22 protein-coding genes are annotated in these 18,633 nt (G+C 48.4%); 6 read left to right on the top strand and 16 right to left on the bottom strand.

Features of this window, described 5'->3' with window-relative positions; all coding sequences use genetic code 11:
- Positions 1-30 precede the first annotated feature (30 nt).
- From MIH18_RS15615 to MIH18_RS15565, 11 genes are all read right to left on the bottom strand, one after another.
- On the bottom strand, positions 31-1,041 hold the full coding sequence (locus MIH18_RS15615; RefSeq protein ID WP_249012819.1) for a tyrosine-type recombinase/integrase: 1,011 nt from the start codon (positions 1,039-1,041) through the stop codon (positions 31-33).
- A complete protein-coding gene (locus MIH18_RS15610) occupies positions 1,038-2,294 on the bottom strand; it encodes a hypothetical protein (RefSeq protein WP_249012818.1) in 1,257 nt (418 codons plus the stop codon). Before MIH18_RS15610 ends, MIH18_RS15615 begins: the two co-directional genes overlap by 4 nt.
- Positions 2,295-2,439: 145 nt before the next feature.
- A complete protein-coding gene (locus tag MIH18_RS15605) occupies positions 2,440-3,687 on the bottom strand; it encodes a zonular occludens toxin domain-containing protein (RefSeq protein WP_249012817.1) in 1,248 nt (415 codons plus the stop codon).
- Complete coding sequence (locus tag MIH18_RS15600) at positions 3,687-4,016, bottom strand: DUF5455 family protein (protein ID WP_249012816.1); 330 nt, start codon at positions 4,014-4,016, stop codon at positions 3,687-3,689. Before MIH18_RS15600 ends, MIH18_RS15605 begins: the two co-directional genes overlap by 1 nt.
- Positions 4,016-5,329, bottom strand: coding sequence for a hypothetical protein (locus tag MIH18_RS15595; protein ID WP_249012815.1), 1,314 nt, complete (start codon positions 5,327-5,329; stop codon positions 4,016-4,018). Before MIH18_RS15595 ends, MIH18_RS15600 begins: the two co-directional genes overlap by 1 nt.
- Before the next feature lie 57 nt (positions 5,330-5,386).
- Complete coding sequence (locus MIH18_RS15590) at positions 5,387-5,626, bottom strand: major coat protein (protein ID WP_249006406.1); 240 nt, start codon at positions 5,624-5,626, stop codon at positions 5,387-5,389.
- Positions 5,627-5,933: 307 nt separating this feature from the next.
- On the bottom strand, positions 5,934-6,254 hold the full coding sequence (locus MIH18_RS15585) for a hypothetical protein (RefSeq protein ID WP_249012814.1): 321 nt from the start codon (positions 6,252-6,254) through the stop codon (positions 5,934-5,936).
- A gap of 4 nt (positions 6,255-6,258) precedes the next feature.
- Entirely contained in the window at positions 6,259-6,483 is a 225-nt protein-coding gene (locus MIH18_RS15580) for a hypothetical protein (protein ID WP_249006408.1), read from the bottom strand.
- A 263-nt stretch (positions 6,484-6,746) separates the two neighbouring features.
- Entirely contained in the window at positions 6,747-7,016 is a 270-nt protein-coding gene (locus MIH18_RS15575; RefSeq protein ID WP_249012813.1) for a hypothetical protein, read from the bottom strand.
- Positions 7,016-7,354 (bottom strand): hypothetical protein, encoded by a 339-nt coding sequence (locus MIH18_RS15570; RefSeq protein WP_249012812.1) that lies wholly within the window; start codon positions 7,352-7,354, stop codon positions 7,016-7,018. Before MIH18_RS15570 ends, MIH18_RS15575 begins: the two co-directional genes overlap by 1 nt.
- Positions 7,354-7,554, bottom strand: a complete 201-nt coding sequence (locus tag MIH18_RS15565; protein WP_249012811.1) for a hypothetical protein — start codon at positions 7,552-7,554, stop codon at positions 7,354-7,356. The genes MIH18_RS15570 and MIH18_RS15565 overlap by 1 nt, the downstream gene beginning before the upstream one ends.
- A 115-nt stretch (positions 7,555-7,669) precedes the next feature.
- Here MIH18_RS15565 and MIH18_RS15560 point away from each other — a divergent pair, with 115 nt between their 5' ends.
- Positions 7,670-7,936: a DNA-binding protein gene (locus MIH18_RS15560; protein WP_249012810.1), complete on the top strand. Its 267-nt coding sequence runs from the start codon at positions 7,670-7,672 to the stop codon at positions 7,934-7,936.
- A 102-nt stretch (positions 7,937-8,038) separates the two neighbouring features.
- On the opposite strand, the gene MIH18_RS15555 is transcribed toward MIH18_RS15560, so the two are convergent.
- Positions 8,039-8,413, bottom strand: a complete 375-nt coding sequence (locus MIH18_RS15555; RefSeq protein ID WP_249012809.1) for a hypothetical protein — start codon at positions 8,411-8,413, stop codon at positions 8,039-8,041.
- A gap of 363 nt (positions 8,414-8,776) precedes the next feature.
- Between MIH18_RS15555 and MIH18_RS15550 the strand changes: the two genes are divergently transcribed.
- On the top strand, positions 8,777-9,976 hold the full coding sequence (locus MIH18_RS15550; protein WP_249006413.1) for an integrase arm-type DNA-binding domain-containing protein: 1,200 nt from the start codon (positions 8,777-8,779) through the stop codon (positions 9,974-9,976).
- A 16-nt stretch (positions 9,977-9,992) separates the two neighbouring features.
- On the opposite strand, the gene MIH18_RS15545 is transcribed toward MIH18_RS15550, so the two are convergent.
- The gene (locus MIH18_RS15545; RefSeq protein WP_249006414.1) at positions 9,993-10,763 is read right to left on the bottom strand and encodes a hypothetical protein; all 771 of its coding nucleotides are present in this window, start codon (positions 10,761-10,763) and stop codon (positions 9,993-9,995) included.
- Between the two features lie 294 nt (positions 10,764-11,057).
- Between MIH18_RS15545 and MIH18_RS15540 the strand changes: the two genes are divergently transcribed.
- The 4 genes from MIH18_RS15540 to MIH18_RS15525 all read left to right on the top strand — a co-directional run bounded on the left by MIH18_RS15540 (position 11,058) and on the right by MIH18_RS15525 (position 14,623).
- On the top strand, positions 11,058-12,227 hold the full coding sequence (locus tag MIH18_RS15540) for a hypothetical protein (protein WP_249006415.1): 1,170 nt from the start codon (positions 11,058-11,060) through the stop codon (positions 12,225-12,227).
- Positions 12,228-12,349: 122 nt separating this feature from the next.
- Positions 12,350-12,565, top strand: a complete 216-nt coding sequence (locus MIH18_RS15535; RefSeq protein ID WP_249006416.1) for an AlpA family transcriptional regulator — start codon at positions 12,350-12,352, stop codon at positions 12,563-12,565.
- 173 nt (positions 12,566-12,738) lie between these two features.
- The gene (locus tag MIH18_RS15530) at positions 12,739-13,449 is read left to right on the top strand and encodes an inovirus-type Gp2 protein (protein ID WP_249006417.1); all 711 of its coding nucleotides are present in this window, start codon (positions 12,739-12,741) and stop codon (positions 13,447-13,449) included.
- A gap of 277 nt (positions 13,450-13,726) precedes the next feature.
- On the top strand, positions 13,727-14,623 hold the full coding sequence (locus MIH18_RS15525; RefSeq protein ID WP_249006418.1) for a protein rep: 897 nt from the start codon (positions 13,727-13,729) through the stop codon (positions 14,621-14,623).
- A 1,179-nt stretch (positions 14,624-15,802) separates the two neighbouring features.
- Here MIH18_RS15525 and MIH18_RS15520 read toward each other — a convergent pair.
- The 3 genes from MIH18_RS15520 to MIH18_RS15510 all read right to left on the bottom strand — a co-directional run bounded on the left by MIH18_RS15520 (position 15,803) and on the right by MIH18_RS15510 (position 18,625).
- Complete coding sequence (locus tag MIH18_RS15520) at positions 15,803-16,087, bottom strand: hypothetical protein (protein ID WP_249006419.1); 285 nt, start codon at positions 16,085-16,087, stop codon at positions 15,803-15,805.
- A gap of 18 nt (positions 16,088-16,105) precedes the next feature.
- A complete protein-coding gene (locus MIH18_RS15515) occupies positions 16,106-17,290 on the bottom strand; it encodes an HD domain-containing phosphohydrolase (protein WP_249012808.1) in 1,185 nt (394 codons plus the stop codon).
- A gap of 183 nt (positions 17,291-17,473) precedes the next feature.
- Positions 17,474-18,625, bottom strand: coding sequence for a hypothetical protein (locus MIH18_RS15510; protein ID WP_249006424.1), 1,152 nt, complete (start codon positions 18,623-18,625; stop codon positions 17,474-17,476).
- Positions 18,626-18,633 lie beyond the last annotated feature (8 nt).

Genomic DNA, 18,633 nt, shown 5'->3' with positions numbered 1-18,633 from the left:
GGGCTTTTTTCGTTTCTGGAGTTAAATTTTTTATGGATGTGTCAACGGATTGTCAACGTCAGAAAACGGATTAAGCCTGACAGCGTCAACAAGATGATCAGGGGAAAGGTGAGCATAGCGCATGGTCATGTTAATAGTAGAGTGGCCAAGGATCTTCTGCAGGGTCAGAAGGTGGCCACCATTCATTGCAAAGTGGCTTGCAAAGGTATGACGCAGAACATGAGAGCACTGACCCTTAGGCAACTGGATACCAGACTGATCAAGGCATCGTCGAAAGGCACTCAGAGAGCCAGAAAAATGAACGCAACTCGTCAAGTGATCCGTCAAATCCTGAAAAAGACCAGGCGAAAGAGGCACTGTGCGAGCCTTGCCAGATTTTGTGTTGACGAAGGTAACGCTAGAATTGCGTAGGTGACGAACTGTTAAGCGCTCAGCCTCACCCCACCTGGCCCCAGTTGAAAGACAAAGGCGTGTCAGTAAAAGAACGTGAGGATTGACGGTAAAATTAGCGATCGTGTGAAGCAAATGCTGAATCTGATCAGACGTGAGCCAAGACAACTCTATTTCATCGACACGAACGGATGAAACAGACTCGATAGGGTTACTGTAGGAAATTTCGCGAAGCCGGTACAGTTCGTTGTAGACGGCATTAAGGTATCCAAGGTGATTATTGAGAGTTTTTGGAGCTATGCCGGCTGAAACCTTTAACGCTCGATACTGAAGAAAATGCCCAGGCTTGAGGGAACATGCCGCCGGATCGTTAAGAATAAAAGCAATAGCCAGCAACGAACGTTTGCGCCTGTAGCCATCCTTCAGGTGGACGCCCTTGGCATCGTACCAAAGATTAACCAACTGACTGATCGTGCGCTTGTCCCGAGCAGAAGGGTTCCAGTCGTTACCCTGGGCATTGTGAGCTAACACCAACGATTCAAAACGGCGCGCCTCCAGCTTAGTGTCAAAGCTTTTCCGTATGCGACGAGATCCACGGCCACCGGGTTGAATATCGACTTGCCAACGACCCGTTGAAAGCTTCTTGATCATGAAGCCACCTTAGTAAGCAATCGACGGCGTATGAGTCCATCCTCTATGAGTTTAAAAAGCTCGTTCTTGCCAATGCCTCGATTGCGGTAATAACTGGTCAGATCTTCCCAGAGTCCAGATGTTTTCAGACAGTCCCAAGCTTGACGAGGGTTAAAGTGGTTGCGGGCGTAAATGCTCATCAAATTTCCGAATGCGAGAGAAACATTTTTCTCATTGCCGCAACCAGGCTGCTTTTTTGCACGTTTGTAGGCCAGGCTTGGAGCATCCCAACCAAACGAAACGTCATCACGTAGCTTAGTCCATACAGGATGATTCCAGTCGCGTTTTACCTCAAACCTGTTGCGCTGTAAGGCATAACGCCAAAGGCCCGTGAGGTGAGGAACAGCACCGGCAAAATCGACAATCGGCTTAATGTCAGACCCTTGCCAAATCTCGTTTACAATTCGATGATGAAGCCGAATTTCAAGACGCCAAACAGGTTTCTCACGGTCATAGCAAGTGTCAGGGAATGACTCTTCACTGACGGCACAGTCCCAAATACCCTCCATAAATGCACGTTTATCAGACACGTCAATTTCTTTAGATTTGTTATAAAGGCAAGTCTGCAAACTATTGGCTTTACCGAACGTGTAGGTCTCACCACGACCGTTCACGGTTGACCCTGTTTCCCATTCTATAGAGCTTACACCGTTGTGAACGCTGACCGTTTTTGCGCGTGTTACAAAGGATTGCGCAAAATGGGTTGGAGGCTCCCAACCTTGGAAATCGACGGCCAGGTGGATAGCAACACCGGACGGTTCCATACCGGTAAGAAACTGACGACCCCAGAACATCAATTCATGATGGATCTGGTCACTGGTACGCTCGTAAAGCCAACGGGGAGACGTTTCAATTTTAACGTGTGTACCTTGGCTGTCAGCTTCTGCATAAAAATTCTGAATCAAGATAGTCAGGCCAAATTCACGATTTTGTAAAATGTAACGGAAGCCACCGCGACGGCCAGACATAACCCGAAAAAGCGTGTTATTAACTGTGAAAGTGGCGTCATGGCCGGAATCATAAGAATGGGCAATTTCGGCGAGCAATTCAGGCTTCAGACGACCCTGAAAAAGCTGACGAACCGTGTCCACACCGCTCCAAAGAACGTTAACACTGGAAAGATTAACCTGTTGACCACCTGGACCAATAAAAAGATCACCCTTACCGACTTCACCGGTTAAAACATCAAGACGTTCAAAATCATGGGTAGGCATAACTGTGGTTCTCTGTGGCTGTATGACGATTAACGATGTTATCTATAAGACGTGTTACAGGGACGTCTGGGAGCGTTGCGCCGCATAACCCAGTGCGCCCGCTGCGCAGTCACCCTGGGTCACGCGCCGAAACGACCGCGAATTCTTAATAATTGTTCTGCAAACGTTCAGTAGCGCGAACCTGATCAAGTCGCCACTGGTAACGCTCCTGGGGTGTCATCCTTGGAAGATCAACGGGAGGATGCTCTGGCGGGCAATAGCTGGTGTGAAGCCTGACAGTGTCCGTCCTGTCATCGTTCATGATGAGAATCTGACAGCGATTGACGAGCCGGACGATATGGCCAGCAGCTCGGAGATTTTCTATGTTGTATCGTTCCTCTTTTGACGCAATCTCAGCAAAAATTATTTCTCCGTTTTTATCTTCAGCAATACCGGAAATAACAAAGCCGGCGAACTTCTCAGACAGGGTTAGCGGCTTATCGCGATTAGAGGGAACGACACCCGGTGGAGTTGTACCAGGTACATCAGAAAAATCCTCAGAGAGAGGATCTACGGCAGTAGACTGAAAAACCTCGGGTTCAGGCTGCATAACAGACGCCAGAGCTACGCCAGCAAGAAGACCGCCAATAAGAGCAGCGACTTTGGAGAATCGTTTTAAGTAGATCTTTGTCAATCGCATAAAGAACCGCCATGTTTTTTTGCAAGCGTATCTGCCGTGTGTGTAGTAAGGAGGCAACATTTGATAGATGCCGTGAGCATAGTCATCCGTGAACATCTGTTTTGTGTCATATGCAGGATAGAGATCTATGCCGCGATACCACCAGGTATCGACTTTCAAGCTATTGGGCAAATCGCCGTATTTGACAATACCCATATGAACCTGAGGTTTCGGAATTTCTCTGTTGGTTACGAACTTACAAAGCTTATCCGCAAGCGGATATTTCAAACGGTCCAAACGACGACAATAAACAACAAACTCGCCAACGCTTTTACGTGCTTGTTTATCGATCATGCTGACATCCTGGATGATAAAAATAATATCCCATCCGAGCTTACGAGCATGAAGAAGCCAGTCTATTAAAGGCCGGCGGTCCCTATCTTGCCAATCGCGTGAATTGAACCAGGTGCCGCACTCATCGAGAACTATAACGCCGTTTTTTGATTCGTCGTAAGTGAGATTACCTGAGCCGATAGCGATCATATCGCGAACAGTGGGCTTATCAGGCAAACGATAGACAACAGTTTTTTTAGCGTTTGGGCCAATCAACTTGTTAAGGCGCAATTCCAGATTCGTTGCAACTGGACGGCCTTCTATAAGAGCGTCGCGGATCTTGCCGACAGACGCCAACGTTTTACCGCTGCCAAGCTTTCCGGTAACGAAGTAAACGGCCATTAGAACAACTTCCATTGAATAATTTTTATATTCCAGTCATAAGCCCAGCGCAGAACCTTGGCTGCAACAATAGCGCCAAAACAGGCCTGAAAATTAGAAGGCAAAAACAAGAAAGCATATTCATAATCTGGAAAAGAAAACTGGATAGTAGCGACTAAAGCAGATATAGCACCAACGAAGGCACCGGTTACCGTTACAACAGCCGCAATACCCGCTATAGCAATGGCAATTCGTTTGGTCATGAACTGTGCTAGAAAACTTATAAGGCCTAAAATGACGGAGCCAAAAATGCCGGCTAAAAATGGGATGCCTAACAGTTGAATAGCCATTATCTTTTCCCCGCTGGAACCGGATCAGTCACGATGTTCAACATGAACATCATGGTATAAGCGTAAAGAAGAAACCCAAGAATATCGCGAATGCGTTTTGAAGATTCGCACGTAATTTGAAAACTGGCGAGACCGACGGAAAACGAAAATGTAGAGCAAGAACCAGAAGGGAGAAAACCCAAAACACCTTCACCTAAACCATCAACACCACTGGCCGCTCCGGTACCCTCCATAGGATTACCATCAATACCGTCAATTAAAGCGTCAACGCCTGTGCCAAAAATAGCAGCATCGCCAAATTCCACTACATCGTTAAAGTAATCGCCAACGGTTTTATCATTTGTTTCTGTTAATTGCCCAGGAAGATTTTTAATGTCAGAAGATAAACCGCCAATGCCTTTGTTTATTTCGGAAAGCTCTTTATTACCAAGCTTTTGTTGCTTTTCGGATGCGCCACCATCAGTCGTTGTACCGGAATCCGGCTGATTAGAAGGATCGCCACCCTGATCAGGAGGGCGAGAATCGGTCAAATCATTAGTATCATCGCCATCCAGATTACCGCCGTTATCAGGATGATCGGGAGATGTTTCTGGTACAACATGACCAGTGGGATCAACACAAACATTCTCACCATTAAAAGAGCCGCACCCTTTTTCCTGTGGTTCAATGCAGGAAAAAGTACCGTTTTTATTTCCACATACCGCTTCAGGAGATGGACAAAAACGCTCGCCGTTTACACTATAACAATTAGCTTCTTCACCGGCAGGAGTATCGTCACCAACACAAATCAAATCACCCGTATTGTAATTACGTGTGCAACCTTCCGGTAAATCAGGATCGTCAGGATCTTCACCGCCGATATAAGTGCACTCGTTTTCTTCGGTGTGAATAGACGTAAAACAGACAGAGCGAGGCGCGAGACATTCACCAGACACAACATCAACATAATTAGGAGATTCGCAGGGAGGAGGCTCACATTCGTTAGTTGCGGGGTTAACAACATTCGGATATTCGCAATAAGAAACAAGCTCGTATTCTGCGGACACAGCTGAATGGGCGTTGCAACTATCAATATCACTCGTAACGATCGCACGACACGCATAATCAGGATCGCGGGAATACCAACCTAGATCACCACTTTCACAATCTGCATTAACATTATCAATGGCTTCCTGTTTTGAAATCCACCTACTGCAATATGCATTTTGAGGAGCAAACCTCTCTTGAATATTGTAATCAATAGTCCAGGCAAACGATTCGGAAGCCGTGAGCAAAATCAAAAGCGAGAGAAAACAAGTAACGAAACGTTTCATATATAAAACCAAAAAAGCCGCCCGAAGGCGGCCGGACGTGTACCGAAAAAACCGGTTTTAGCTGGCTTTGTTGGCGAACTTCTTGAACAGTTTGACCGCGATGAAGCCGACTACCACAGAGCTGATAATGGGCCACATAACGGTCTCCAAATCGGTAAACGTGGTACCGATCTCCGTCACAGCAGCTGAAGCAGCTGCCGGAAGCTCAGCGGCTGCAGACGTTGACAGAGCGGTAAGACCACTGACAACACATACCAAAACGCCATTCTTTTTAACCATTTTAAAAGCTTGTTTCATGATGAAACCTCATCTGCAAATTTTTTGAAGGTTAGTATTTTTAGGCTTATGGCGTATCCACTCGCCCAGGCAACGACAAAATAGCCGAAGTATTGCAACAGGTCCGATTCGTTCATCGTTGGTGACCTGCTATCCAGCCGAGTGCAAACGTTAGAATGCACCCGAGCGCGAATTGCATGTTGTTGAGGTTGTTTAAAGCCTCAACGGTTAATTGGGCGTCAGTCATTATTGATCCAAAGATAAAAACCAGCAGACATCAAAACGAAAGCTAAAGTCATAATGATAAAATTTGGATGAATGTAAATCATTAGGCTGACTTCTTAGCCAGATCTGGCTGTTGCTGGTTCCGTTGACCAGGCACAATGCCAATAATGTGCGGCTGGCTTTTGCCATTAGCTGCCTTTTTAAGCATGGCAATGAGTTTGAGAGACTGGCCACTTTTGAAACCTTCAGAACTCAGCTGATCAAATACAGATGGGTCAGAAGCTATTTTTGTAATCTCAAGTCCCAGGGTATTTGCCGCGTTATCCCCTACTGGATGCTGTCCAGTAAATATGGAGCAGTATGTTTTGCCCTCAACAGTCACTTTGTTGCAGCTAAATACTGTGGCCGTCATTTCAAATTGCATGGTATTACTCCGCGTTTTTTGCCGTTTTATAGGCGTTGGTTTTTACGAGCTTTGGGTTTGACTTGTTAATATCGAAAAGGCCGAAATAAAGACGCTTTATTAAGACTGCTTCTTGTTCACGTAAGGCAATGCTGAAGGTAGGTTCCTGTCCAAAAGCAATTTCTCGTTTCCAGAAGGCAACGCTCTGGGAAATTGCCGTTAATTGACGCTCCAGTAATCGCTGAAGCATGAGGCTTTCAGTATCCGTGATATTAAGCGCAACCCGTCCCGGGCAGGCTCTAGTCGCTATGCTCCCTGCAACTACGGTTGCAGCCCTTACGGGTGACGATCCCTGTTGCCTGCCGCGCTCCGCTTGCCTCCACTGCTCACAGCTCGGAATCAAAGGGGGGTTCGCCCCCCTCGACACCGTCTCCGCTCTTTTACCGGCAACATGAGGCACGGCCTGATCAGTGCAAGGCCAGGCGCTACGCGTGCTGCGCAGCCTTGCACTGATCATTCCGCACCCCCTGTGAGGCCGGCGAGCGGTGACGATGACGAGGGGGGCGAAAGGGAATTTTCAGTTTCACCTGAATCAGAAAGACGAAGATCAGGGCAACCGGCAGAAAGCCAATCCGTCAGAACAGCACCGCCAAGCGTCCAAAGATCCGTTCCACGGGTAATGGCCTCGTGCTGGAGTTTGAGGTAAACAGAAGATGGAGCCGCCACATAAAAACGGCGATCCTTGTCCTGGACATTAAGTTGACGTGGAGGTATACGGGACATTACGCGGCCTCCAACTGGTCAAGATTGACGGAACCGATAACGGGCTGACCAACTTCAATAACGCCGGAAATGTAGGCTGACAATGAGTCAAGGCGGAAAAGAGCGGACTCATTGGAAAGAGCATCAAGACCAAATTCGTCGTAAAAATCCAAAGAAATAATGAAGTCACAAATGGGCGCAGAATTTACTTGGTCCCAGTGATAAACAGTGCAACGAAATAAATCACCGTCAACGGAATAAAAAGACTTGGTCTGAAGGAGGCCATAAAGGCCAGCGCGGTAAGCAAGGGTATGAAGATGAACTAATTTTTGCTTAATATCGTCACGAGTAATTTTCATCAGAATTCATCCTTTTCGAGAGCTTCACGTGAAAGAGCGGCGACATTAACTAAGCGTGGCTTACCAATTTTTATTGACGGAAGGTGGCCCTTTTCGATCATTCCCCGAACCTGACCCTCTGTCAGTCCGGAGAGCTGAGAAAAACGCTCCTGAGTCATAACCGGTATAGATCCCATGAAAACCTGCTTTTGTTCGTCCACTTTTCTGCACTCTGTTACACTGTTACGAATAAACACTCAGTTGTAGATATGCACTTACTGAGTAACTTATACTCACTATACGCCAATGAGTAAAATGTACTAATTTAAAAAAACTATGATAATAGACAGAGTAATAGAGCTTTTCGAAACCCTGAAAATCACCTCAAAAGGCATGGAAGACCTGACCGGAATAGACCGGTACAAATGGGGAAACATCAGAGGAAAAAAGCAGAAAATAAACGAAGACTACCTGGAAGCAATAAATCAGGTATTCCCTCAATATGCCTACTGGATAATGACGGGGAAAACGATTCCAGAAGCGGGACAAATTAGCCCGGAAATTGAAATGGCGAGAAAAGAGAACAACCTGAAAATCGGATAGGTCTCCAGATAGCTAATCGAATTGCGAAAAGCTGGAGAACCAAAAGGGAGTGATTAAAAAGAGGGATGCCGTCAACGTGAGTGGTGACGGCTTCAGGTTGGATCAAGGCTTCATGCTATTTCGGTAACGCATGCAAGCATTATCGCGGTAAGCCTTAAACTGTTCTGTTGGGTTTGAACTGGCCTGACTTGTCCAGTAATGGCACATCTCCCTATTAGTCTGGATGGCAGTAGCAGAATAAGAAGATCTAGGCTCCGGTTTAGGCGGTTTAATAGATACCTGAGGAACAATAATAGGTGTGTTGTTAGAAATGACCTGAGAAGGAAAACTGCCCTGCAGTTCGTTAAGAGACTGAGATAACAAATCATTAACGACGTCGAGAAGAAAAAACCAGTAAACAAGGCCAACAACAGAAGCGAATAGCCATGCAGCGATATTGGCGAGAAATACCGCTAAAAACATTCTCCAGAAAGACATAAACGTTCCTCCATGAATAAATGGAAGAGATTACCGAAAGTGTCAACGAAGTGTCTACCAAACTAAGCAACAAAGTGTTTTTGTGTGGTGATGAAAAAACGTAAGTCTATGCTTTTGTGGTAATTGTGGTTTTATGTGGGCTTTAAGTAGATAAAGGAAACGGGTTCAATTCCCGCCGTCTCCACCAACCAAGAGTTTCAAGGGGTCCAGCGAGATCCACTGAAACGCCCTAAAGCCCCGGAAACGGGGCTTTTTTATGCCTGCAAGATTCATTGGAGTCCACTGGCATCCACGCAAACTTGTGGGTAACATTGTGGGTAACGGCCGGTTCTTCCGACCTCGTTACCCACAAACTGGATATCCATGGCCCACCAGCTCAATAAACTCTCTGCCAAAGAAGTAAAAAATGCCATAGGTTCCGGGAAGATACGGAAGCTGGCGGATGGCGGAGGCCTCACACTGGTCATTAAGGGCGAGTCCAAATACTGGTGGTTGCGGTATCGCTTTGCGGGTAACGAAAAGACGCTGTCGCTAGGAAGTTACCCACAAATCTCACTTGCGGCTGCGCGCCAAGCACGCGACAAAGCCAGGGAGTTACTCCAACAGAAAATCGACCCCAGCGCGCTCAAGCAGCGAGAATCTACACAGAGAGTATCCGACGGCGAGAATACCTTCCGCACACTCTGTGAGGATTGGTACCAGCAGAAGCACTGCGTTGAAGTGACAGAGGCGCATGCAGTGCGGAATTGGAGAAGGTTGGAAATCTATACCTTTCCTATGCTCGCGAGGCGCCCAATTCGCTCAATTCAGCCGACTGATATCCTGCAAGTGCTGGATGGGATTATCAAAAAGGGCAATATCGAAACTGCACACAGGGTCAAGACCCTCATCAGCCTGGTCTTTCGGTATGCGGTTGCAACATCAAGAGTCGACTCAGACGTAACCCGAGATCTCACCGGCTACCTACCCAAGACGCAAGTGAAACACCAGCCCGCCCTTGTTCGCCCTGAAGAAGTTTCGCAGCTGCTGAAAGATATCCATGCCTACCATGGCCATTTTGCAACGTCAGCAGCCCTTAGGCTCTCTCCGCTGGTGTTCACTCGCCCTGGCGATACCAGACAGATGCTTTGGGAGCAGATCGATTTCAACAAGGCTCAGTGGGAACTTCCCACCACAAAGAATGGCGCCCCCTTGATAGTGCCTCTAGCCGAGCAGGCAATTCTCATATTGAGAGAAGTAGAACCGGTCACAATGCACCGCAGTAGATATGTATTCCCAAATGCCCGAGATGCAAAACGCCCCATGAGTAACGTGGCAATCAAAGCCGCATTGGATCGAATGGGATACGGAGGGAAGATGACCGCTCACGGTTTCAGAGCTGCGGCCAGGACACTGCTGCAGGAGGAGCTCAAGTACCCCGTTCATCTGATTGAAATGCAGTTAGGCCATCGCGTTGCAGATATGCACGGACGTGCTTACAACAGAACCGAGTTCATCGAAGATCGCCGACAAATGATGCAGACTTGGGCGACGTACTTAGAGAAACTTCGCACCACTCAGTAAGTAAGAGCACTCCAGATCAGCACTCTTCTTGCTCCTGACTTGCACCCTCATCCCTGCGCAGACCTTCTAAAGCCTGCGAACACAACAGACGTAATGATTCCACATCTGACTGTTCGGCGTTGCCGGCTTCAACATCGACATCCGGTAAAACAGAGCCCCCAGACTCAAACCGAAGCGCAATGCGAACACCGTCCACATCAAGATCTTTGACTTTATCGACCAACTTCTTAACGACCTCGAGATGCCCTAGCTTGACCGACAACTCTTCCTCCATTGTCGAAACCTCCGTCAATCGGGCTTGAAGATCCCTCTCTCGGGCGCCCAAGTTCTTCTCTGCCTCCTCTTGCTTTTCCGTCAGCTCTTTCAGCTTTTTCCGTTGGTCCTTCAGGTATAAGCTCTCAACCTTTTGAAACTCGATCTCCTCCAGGATCAAGCCCTCTACGACTGACGACTGTGTCCGCTCCGTCTGCCTGGAAAGCTGCGCAAGCTTTGAGCAAGCCTTTTTGTTCAGCGAAAGGCGCTTGATGGCCTTCCCTTTACTTTCACGCAGCCTCCTCGCCCTTTCCTGCCTGACCGCATCCTGTAGTGCTTTTACTATTAACTTCCCTTCTGCGGTCGCCTTCAACCGATTGACTGTATCGACCAGTACCGTCGAGTCCGGTTTTGGCTTTTGGTGTAACTGAGAAAGCGCAAAGTAGTGCTCCGTGCGTTTCAAATACTTCAGCGAAAAGATCAACAACTCCTCCCTCTTAAGACCATCAACCCACTCATTCACATTTACAGCCATATGCAAGCTACCTTTATCGCCATTAACTACAAGATGAATAATCTAGCTGGAGTTCACGCATAGTGCATGTGACAATCGTTACGTGTTCATGTTGGACACACGTGATGTATCACGAGTACGCTATATTGTACCTACAATAAAACATGAAACGACCACATGCTAGCCCCTTTGTCTAACATAGATAGTTCGCCTTTCGGGAAATTCTTTCTCCTGGGTTTTGTTCGACTCTATGGTGATTGCTCACCTCGAATGCCGTCCACAAGGAACTTCTCTCGGTATATTGGCCTGCCAAAAGTGAAGTTTTATGAGGTTGTGCGGGAGCTTCAGGATAAGGGGATATTGGAGGTGATCCGGTCGACCCAGGGAGAGCTACCTTGGATTCAATATCGGATATCAGCTCAGAATATTGCCCCCAAGGTTGAAGAAAATCTCCGGCAACATAGCCATTCCGCACTGGTCACACAGTTGTTGCGATGGGGACAGGATCGACTTGAAAGTCGCCCGCACCAACTTACGATTCCTCAGCGAATTCTGCTGATCGCCCTGCTTGAGCAGGCGGATCACGGGGGTGCCGTCAGAAAGACTGGTTTCGGCGAACTGTCGAAGCGATCCGGATTGACTGTTCGGCAAGTGAAAAATCAGATTCGTCTACTAACCCAATACCAATACATTCGGTGCTCTACCCCAGGTGGAAATAACCCGAAGTTCATCGGTCGCTTTAACAGCACACACCTTCTGAACCTGCGGCATCCGAGTTACGGAGATGATATTAAATCTGGTAGTACGGTGTTTTGTCGCCAAGCTGTCCCTTGGCCCTGGGCAAACGATGAGAGTCTTAACATTGCGGATCGCTTAAGGCATCAGTTACCGCAGCTCTGGCCCAAGCTCGCTAAATACCTCCAACGAGCACCAACTCCCGACAGCTGGAAGTTTCTTCACTGGTCGATATATGAACTGGCCTCCAAGAGCTTGACCGAAAACTGGAACGAACTGACCAAATCAACATCTGGAGCGGTAACCAAGCAACTGGCCACCGATGTTCAAAAACTCTGCTTTCCTGAGCCATCTCCAGCGGATGATGAGCTAGAAGAGGCTATATTGGAATTTTGCCAGTTAGTTGCTTCAAACATTTTTTCGGTCGCTTTTGGAGCCAAAGAGCTTCTGTCAGCCTGCTCCATCCCAGCCACCAGCTTGGAGAATGAGGCCTACCAGATACTCCCACCGAAATTTCGCGACGCAAGGGATGCTTGCCTTGCCATCGAGGTGTTTGATATGACAAAAGGCAATTCTCCTACTCACCGCTCTTGGAAAGTGCGGTTAGATCGAAATCAAGGCAAGCCAGTTGCAGAAGAGATAGAAGGCCCACACATCTTCAGTTCCAGGGAACTGGGAAAATTAGGTCTTGCTACCCCGCCCCTCCACCATCCCGCTCTTTATCGCGTTAAGGCGAGAAAAAACGACTAACCTCGTTCATGCTTAATCATCAGCGATGAACAGCCTCTGGCATCCGTCACAGTCCGTTCAAATCTATCATTCCTTACACCCCCACCTGATGTTCTGCACACAACAGCCCAGGAGGTCAGACCATGCGCATTCTCAGACTAAAAGACGTCATCGAAAAAACCGGCCTAGCCCGCTCGACGATTTACAAATACGTTAGCGCAGGTACTTTCCCCGAACCCATACCGCTTGGCGGCCGTTCCGTGGGATGGGTTCAAGCCGAGGTCCACGGGTGGATTACAGAAAGAATTGAAAACCGCGATATCCAAGACCACCCCATGAACCGAAATTCGGTTGCTTAGCTGACCGGCAAACAGACATGGGTTTTTAACGGCATTTTTTGTCACCACACCTCCCCTCTTCATCTCAAAGCCAGTTCAGTCACCAGATCACGCACCTACAGTGAAGCCGCCTATTCATAGTGCGGTTATCCACGCATTGCTGTGCCCGGTGATTAGCGAGCAAGGACATAATCATGACCGACACACCGTATCTCCACAGACACTCTTCCGACCCAAACCTCTGGATTTATAATGGCTATTACTACAGCGGAATGCCTCTCATCTGGCAACAAGGCCCATTCATTCACAATTACCTTCAGCAGATTGATAAAACGATCAAAGAAGCACTCAAGGGCCACGAAAGCATAATCGCCGTCAGGGTCGACCTCAGACTTCCTTTCCAATTCGACTGGAAGAGTCAGCCAGATTGGCGTCCTGTTTTCGATGATTTCATTGCCACACTGCAAGCAAAAATTACAGGGTCCCAAGCTGATTTAGAACGAGACCAGAAGAAATTCCACCCGACCACGGTCCATTTCGTTTGGACTAGGGAATTCGACCACAGCGGCGACCCTCAGTATCACTGCGCGCTCTTTTTCCATAACGATGCTTTCCGCCGACTGGGGAAATTCAACGCCCACTCGGGAAGCCTCTATGGCCTGATCAGCAGCGCATGGGCCAGTGCAGTGGGACGAGACGAACATCTTGCTGACGGGCTTATAAGCACACCCAGAAAAATTATCTATCGGGTCAACAGGGGGGAACGATACGACGAGCTTTTCTACGACCTCAGTTACTTTGCAAAGCTCGCCAGCAAGCGGTTCGGGTTATCCGCTCACAACTTCGCCACAAGCAAACTACCCGGAACGAAATTCGTGGCAAAGCAAGGTTGCGAGGATGATTGAAAGGAGCATTCCGGCTCCATTGGGGAGGAGTTGCCAGAACCCATGAGGGCCGGAGACAAACGAAAAGCAACTCAGGTTTTCAGGTCCGCAGCGCCATGACCCCTTCTCTTTATCTATTAATAGACAACTTCTCTACATCATACATCACCCTGAATAGCTCACCTGACACCTTAAATTCCAAGTCGTTCATCGGCAAATAGGTTCTGAAACCGGCCTGTGCCTGCATTCACAACAAATAAATCCAAGCTAAGCAGTTGACCCTTTGAGGAGACCTCCAATGAGCCTTTTACAGCGCAAAAGCAACCCCCTCGATGACCTTCGCGTACTCAAATTGATAGCGCAGGAAGCTGCCGGCCATTTCCTATCAGACGGCAACAGGCAAACGGACGGCCACCGGATAATAAATTGTGCAAAATACGTTCGAACCTATCGAACTTCAAGCAATGACATGTTTCTCGATGCACTTTATTGCAAACACCCCCATTGCCCTCTATGCCAGCGTCAAAAAGCACGTAAGTACTGCAGCAAAACTCATCAGCTCTTGGACCAAAATCCGCATCTTCTTCACAGCAAGTGGGTATACCTAACTCTCACCATTCGCGACTGTAACGTAGATGACCTTCGCCCCACTGCAGACAGAATGACCAGGGCGTTTCAGCGACTTAGTAGTCGCAGGTTCTGGAAAGACAATGTCCTCGGTGGCGTTAGATTTTTTGAGGTGACCGAAAGCCAGATCGATAGCGAATCCGTTCACCCCCACTTCCACTGCCTGCTGCTGGTAAAGCCTTCCATGTTTGCAGGCAACAATTACGTCTCTACGGCTAAATGGGCAAAGGAGTGGCAACAAGCGCTTCAGGTGTATTACGAACCCAAAGTCCATATCGAGCGGCTCAGTGGCGAACCTGACGAACTACGGGGCAAAATCGTTGGCTACTCAGGGTATTCAATGAAACACCGAGAAAAAATCCTGGATAGGCGAAGATTCCTGATGATGACACACGAAATGCGTGAATTTAACCGAGTTCAACCATTTGGTTTGATACGCAGCCTGTTCTCAGAATTGGATGGCCAGGCGACTTTCGAAGCTATCGCGCAGCTTGAGGAAGTCCGCCAGAGCCAAGAACCTTTCAGTCTTGTATGGGATGGGCAAACTGGCATATACCGATCAGATTGAATTCAAAGACTGCGATCGGTTGATCATCTAGTCCCGAGAGTTTGGCGAAGAAGGTCGCCCCACTCCTGACAAACAGATTGATTCAGTCCTTCATCAAATAACGCCGTACACCCAATAGTTGTTTATAGACGCTCATAAACCCCAAACGGCGGTCCGGCCAAACAGAATGGGACGCTCGGCAGAACAGCTTTTGAGTGCCTTTTCCAAAAACTATTCGTCCAACCTGCGTTCGCTGATTCACACCCAGGATTCCGCCTTGGGTTAGTTCAGGATTCTAAGTTGGCCGAGATATTACCCTCAAATCCCAACTGCCCCTGACCGCATTAACTGGCCCTACTCCACTCACCACACAACCGCTCTGCCAATACCAGAGCTAATCAACAGGTGACCCAATGACAAAGCCATATGGCTACATCCAGATTGACTCCCCACAAATGGACGCGGTTTCATTTATCAGGCCCAAGGCTTACCAGATCGCTGACTACTTCATGAGCATGGATGACACAGAACACCAGGGACGTATAATCAATGAATGTGGCGACTGCATGAAGACTTATCCGTGTCGTAGACTGGTAACAAACTCTCGGGCGCTGCCTTGTAGACACCGGCACTGTCCAATCTGCCGGCATTGGAAATCCGAGCGCTGGCAGGATCAGGCAAAACAGTTTCTGAGTCGGGTCGCTTCCGCTGGAAACACAGCCTATTGGCTGGTCCTGACTCTGCCCGGGGAGCGATCGTTTGTGAATTGTTTAAAGCCCCGAGTTGATCATATGGAAAATGCATTCAGCCGGTTAACCAGCCAACGGTTCGCACAGCATATCTTAGGCTGTATCCGATTTTTTGAGGTTGACCAGGCCACTGACGACGATCGAATTGCTGTGCCACGCTTTCGTTGCCTGCTCTTAGTAACCCAATCGTTTCACAACGGCCCGGACTTTATCCCTCGAGATGACTGGGCTGAAATGTGGAGACACCACCTTCACATGCGAGATACACCGGAGGTGTATCTCAAAAGAATCGAAGGAGACTCCGAAGCGACCAGCATGTCGGTGTTGAGTGAAATCTCCCAATCGATAAATTGCCCAGATCGTTTGCCTTCGAAATGTTGGTTTCTGGAGATGGCTAACCAACTGCATGGGGTGCCCGAAATAGACGTCAGTGGAGTTTTATGGCCGTGGTTTAGGGAGCAGCTAAAGAATCAGGCAAGTGATCTATTTCGGGAGCGGCGGTATTCGGTTCCAGTTCCAACATCGCCGGCCTATTCGGGATTCGCAAAATAAAACAAAAGCCCGACATCGAAAAACTCGGACTCGTCTGAGACCACTTGCCCGGATATTTCAGCTTCGATCCGTTCGGCATAAGTTGCTCAGCCTCGTTAATGGCATAATCCTCGGACCGCCCCTTAACCACCATCTGGACCGCTGCATCATGGCGAACGGCGGCATTCCATAGCTTCAAAGACAAGCCAGAACCTACCGTTTCTCAGTAAGCGGCTTGCTTAATAGTCACCTCTCCTGAGAAGACTGCCGCGAATAGCTCGTCTTTCCCATAGAAGCGCTCTTCATAATTCAACAGTCGCGTCACCAAACGCTCATTAAGGACGTTCCCTTTGGAAAGCAGCATTAAACCCTCCTGGCCGTATAGATTCTCCGAAAGTCTCATTCCGGGAAGCAGGTGCCTGGCACCGCAAATCCAGATTGTGCTTTCCTGGGCACCTTCAACAGAATTCATTGCGTGTTCAAGAAACCGTGTTATTAACCCAGGGTCGTAGAGTGTTCCGGCGGAATCCCTAAGCAAGGCGAGGCTCTCGTTAAAATTCAGATACAGTTGTTTCTCACTGCAATGTTGGAGGCGAATGAAGTCAATAGCGATTCGCAGCATCCGCGAGCCTATCGGAATTTCGGTTCCCTTTTTATTCGCAGGAACACCAGATCCGTCCCAGTTCTCGTCAAGATTGCGTAAAAGCTGAACCATTTTGGTCGAGCCACCGGCCAGTTTGACTAGTGCAGCAGAGTGAAACGCGCGCCTTGCCGGGGAATTCGGTCGCCGCTTAGCGCTGGGTCCAACCCTCTCAATCAGTGCGCCGATATCATAGACTCTTGCGCACCCGACTACCGCTTCGCAGACTGAGGTATCGATTTGGCACCGCTTTGCGATTTGTGCGATGAGTTCCGCTACACGATCCTGATTCTCAGCTTTCTCAGGATTTCTGTGTTTGAGAATAGACTGTAAGGTAGACAAAGAATCAAGCCCCAAAGCAGCATGTCTTCCCATTCGCCTGCTGTCGCTCATTTTCAGCGTGGCACCTTTCTGACGAGAAATACATTGAAGAACCAGCCATCGCATTTGGGCGCTCGTGATCGGCTTTGTGAGGCACTTGGCATCGGTGCCAAACCATTGACGAATCACGTTATCGTTAGATTTTGATAGAAGAGGAACGCACAAAGTGTGTTCCAGAGACTTCCTCATATCACGCCACCCTACCGCTGAAAGACCATCGAAGGATTCCAGGTCTACTACGGTTACGCCCACAGGGCAGTTGGATTGAACTTCCCAGAGATGACTGGGGGAAACCTCACCAATCTCAATACCGAGTGGCTGTAGGGCCTGAGACAGGCATTTGATGAGGCTCCGATCGTTAGAAACTAAACACATCTGGTATTTCATGGCCCGACTCCGTACTAGATATAAAACTTATATCAAAGCGATGCCAGAACCATGCCAATTAAATAAACTAATAATTTCAATTTCTTAAGTATTTTATGCGTTAATTCTAGGTAGAAACCCCAATTTGAGTCGCATTTTGCAGTGCGTTTCGATTGGCTCATTTAATTTACTATGTGGCCAGGCTCACAGACCCTCACCTGCTGTTGGGGGCACTGAATACCACACACCGGATTCTGCGCCCGGAAGGTTTACCCAGAAAGGCGTGGTGAAATTCCCAAGAACGTTTGAGTTCGGATCATTCGGGTTCGGAACGGAATCCGCTGATTTCAGAATTATCGGGCTGGAGCAAGATAGGTCGCCCTCAAGCGGCGCAAGAATGGTGCTAATTGTCTGCTGGATCAAAGGAAATGCCGCAAGATTCAGTTCCGAAACCAGCCTGTCCAGTACGAGAAACACAACGCCATTCACTAGGTTGCCCTCTTCCAGATCGTTCCCCGCCGGACAACAAATTTTGCCTATATTTACGGACGGAAGTTGCAGACCAGTGAGCAACAACGCGGTATTAATAGTCACGATGGTAGAATCCAGAAGTGTCTCAATCGGCACCGCGTAAAGCGACAGAATGTCTCCCTGATCTTCGGTTGAATCAGGACAATCACACTGAGTCAGCGGTACATCAATCAAGCAGCCCGTAAAGGGACGCGTTCGGGTCTCGTCTTCAAGCTGCACACTTTCACACGGCTCACCCGAAACGACTTTCTGGGACATCCACCGGGAGTTGAGCTGGCTCGGCAATACAGGGCACATCAGCGCTGATTCACGGAAAAGAATCCCCGGCAATCCCTGTCCTCCCCGGCCCACGGCGTAATTGGGGCCGCTTTGCAAGGCATTTAAATAACTGACATTACCAGTGCCCGAGAGGAAATCGGTGCCTCTGCTACTGGTGGTTTCATCACTGATAGTTTTGATGCAGGGAATGCCGGTACAGTTGCTTCCGCTGTAATAAATCGCTTCCCGCGAGGTGAAGCGATCATCCCTTACACCAATGAGGGTTCGATACGGGGTTTCTAGAGTTCGGTCCACCAAAAAAATCCGCGGTGCATCGTGTTCATCGAAATCAATCGCCTCACCAAGCACCCTCCCTGCAGAATCAGCCACCAGAGTCTCTGAGGCTTGTTTTGCGACGTAATGCTTCACCAGTGCATCCCGAATCATGACAATACCCACCAGGGTGCCAAACCCTAGAATAGATATAATAATGATCAGTTCTAGTGTGATGACAAACCCGCCCTGCTTCTGCAGATGTACTTCTCTATAGCTTGGTAGATGTCGCACGATACTGA

The organism is Marinobacter sp. M3C (genome assembly GCF_023311895.1).
Lineage (GTDB): Bacteria > Pseudomonadota > Gammaproteobacteria > Pseudomonadales > Oleiphilaceae > Marinobacter.
The sequence above is the reverse complement of the archived record's forward strand: the minus strand, read 5'-3'. Positions and strand labels throughout refer to the sequence as shown.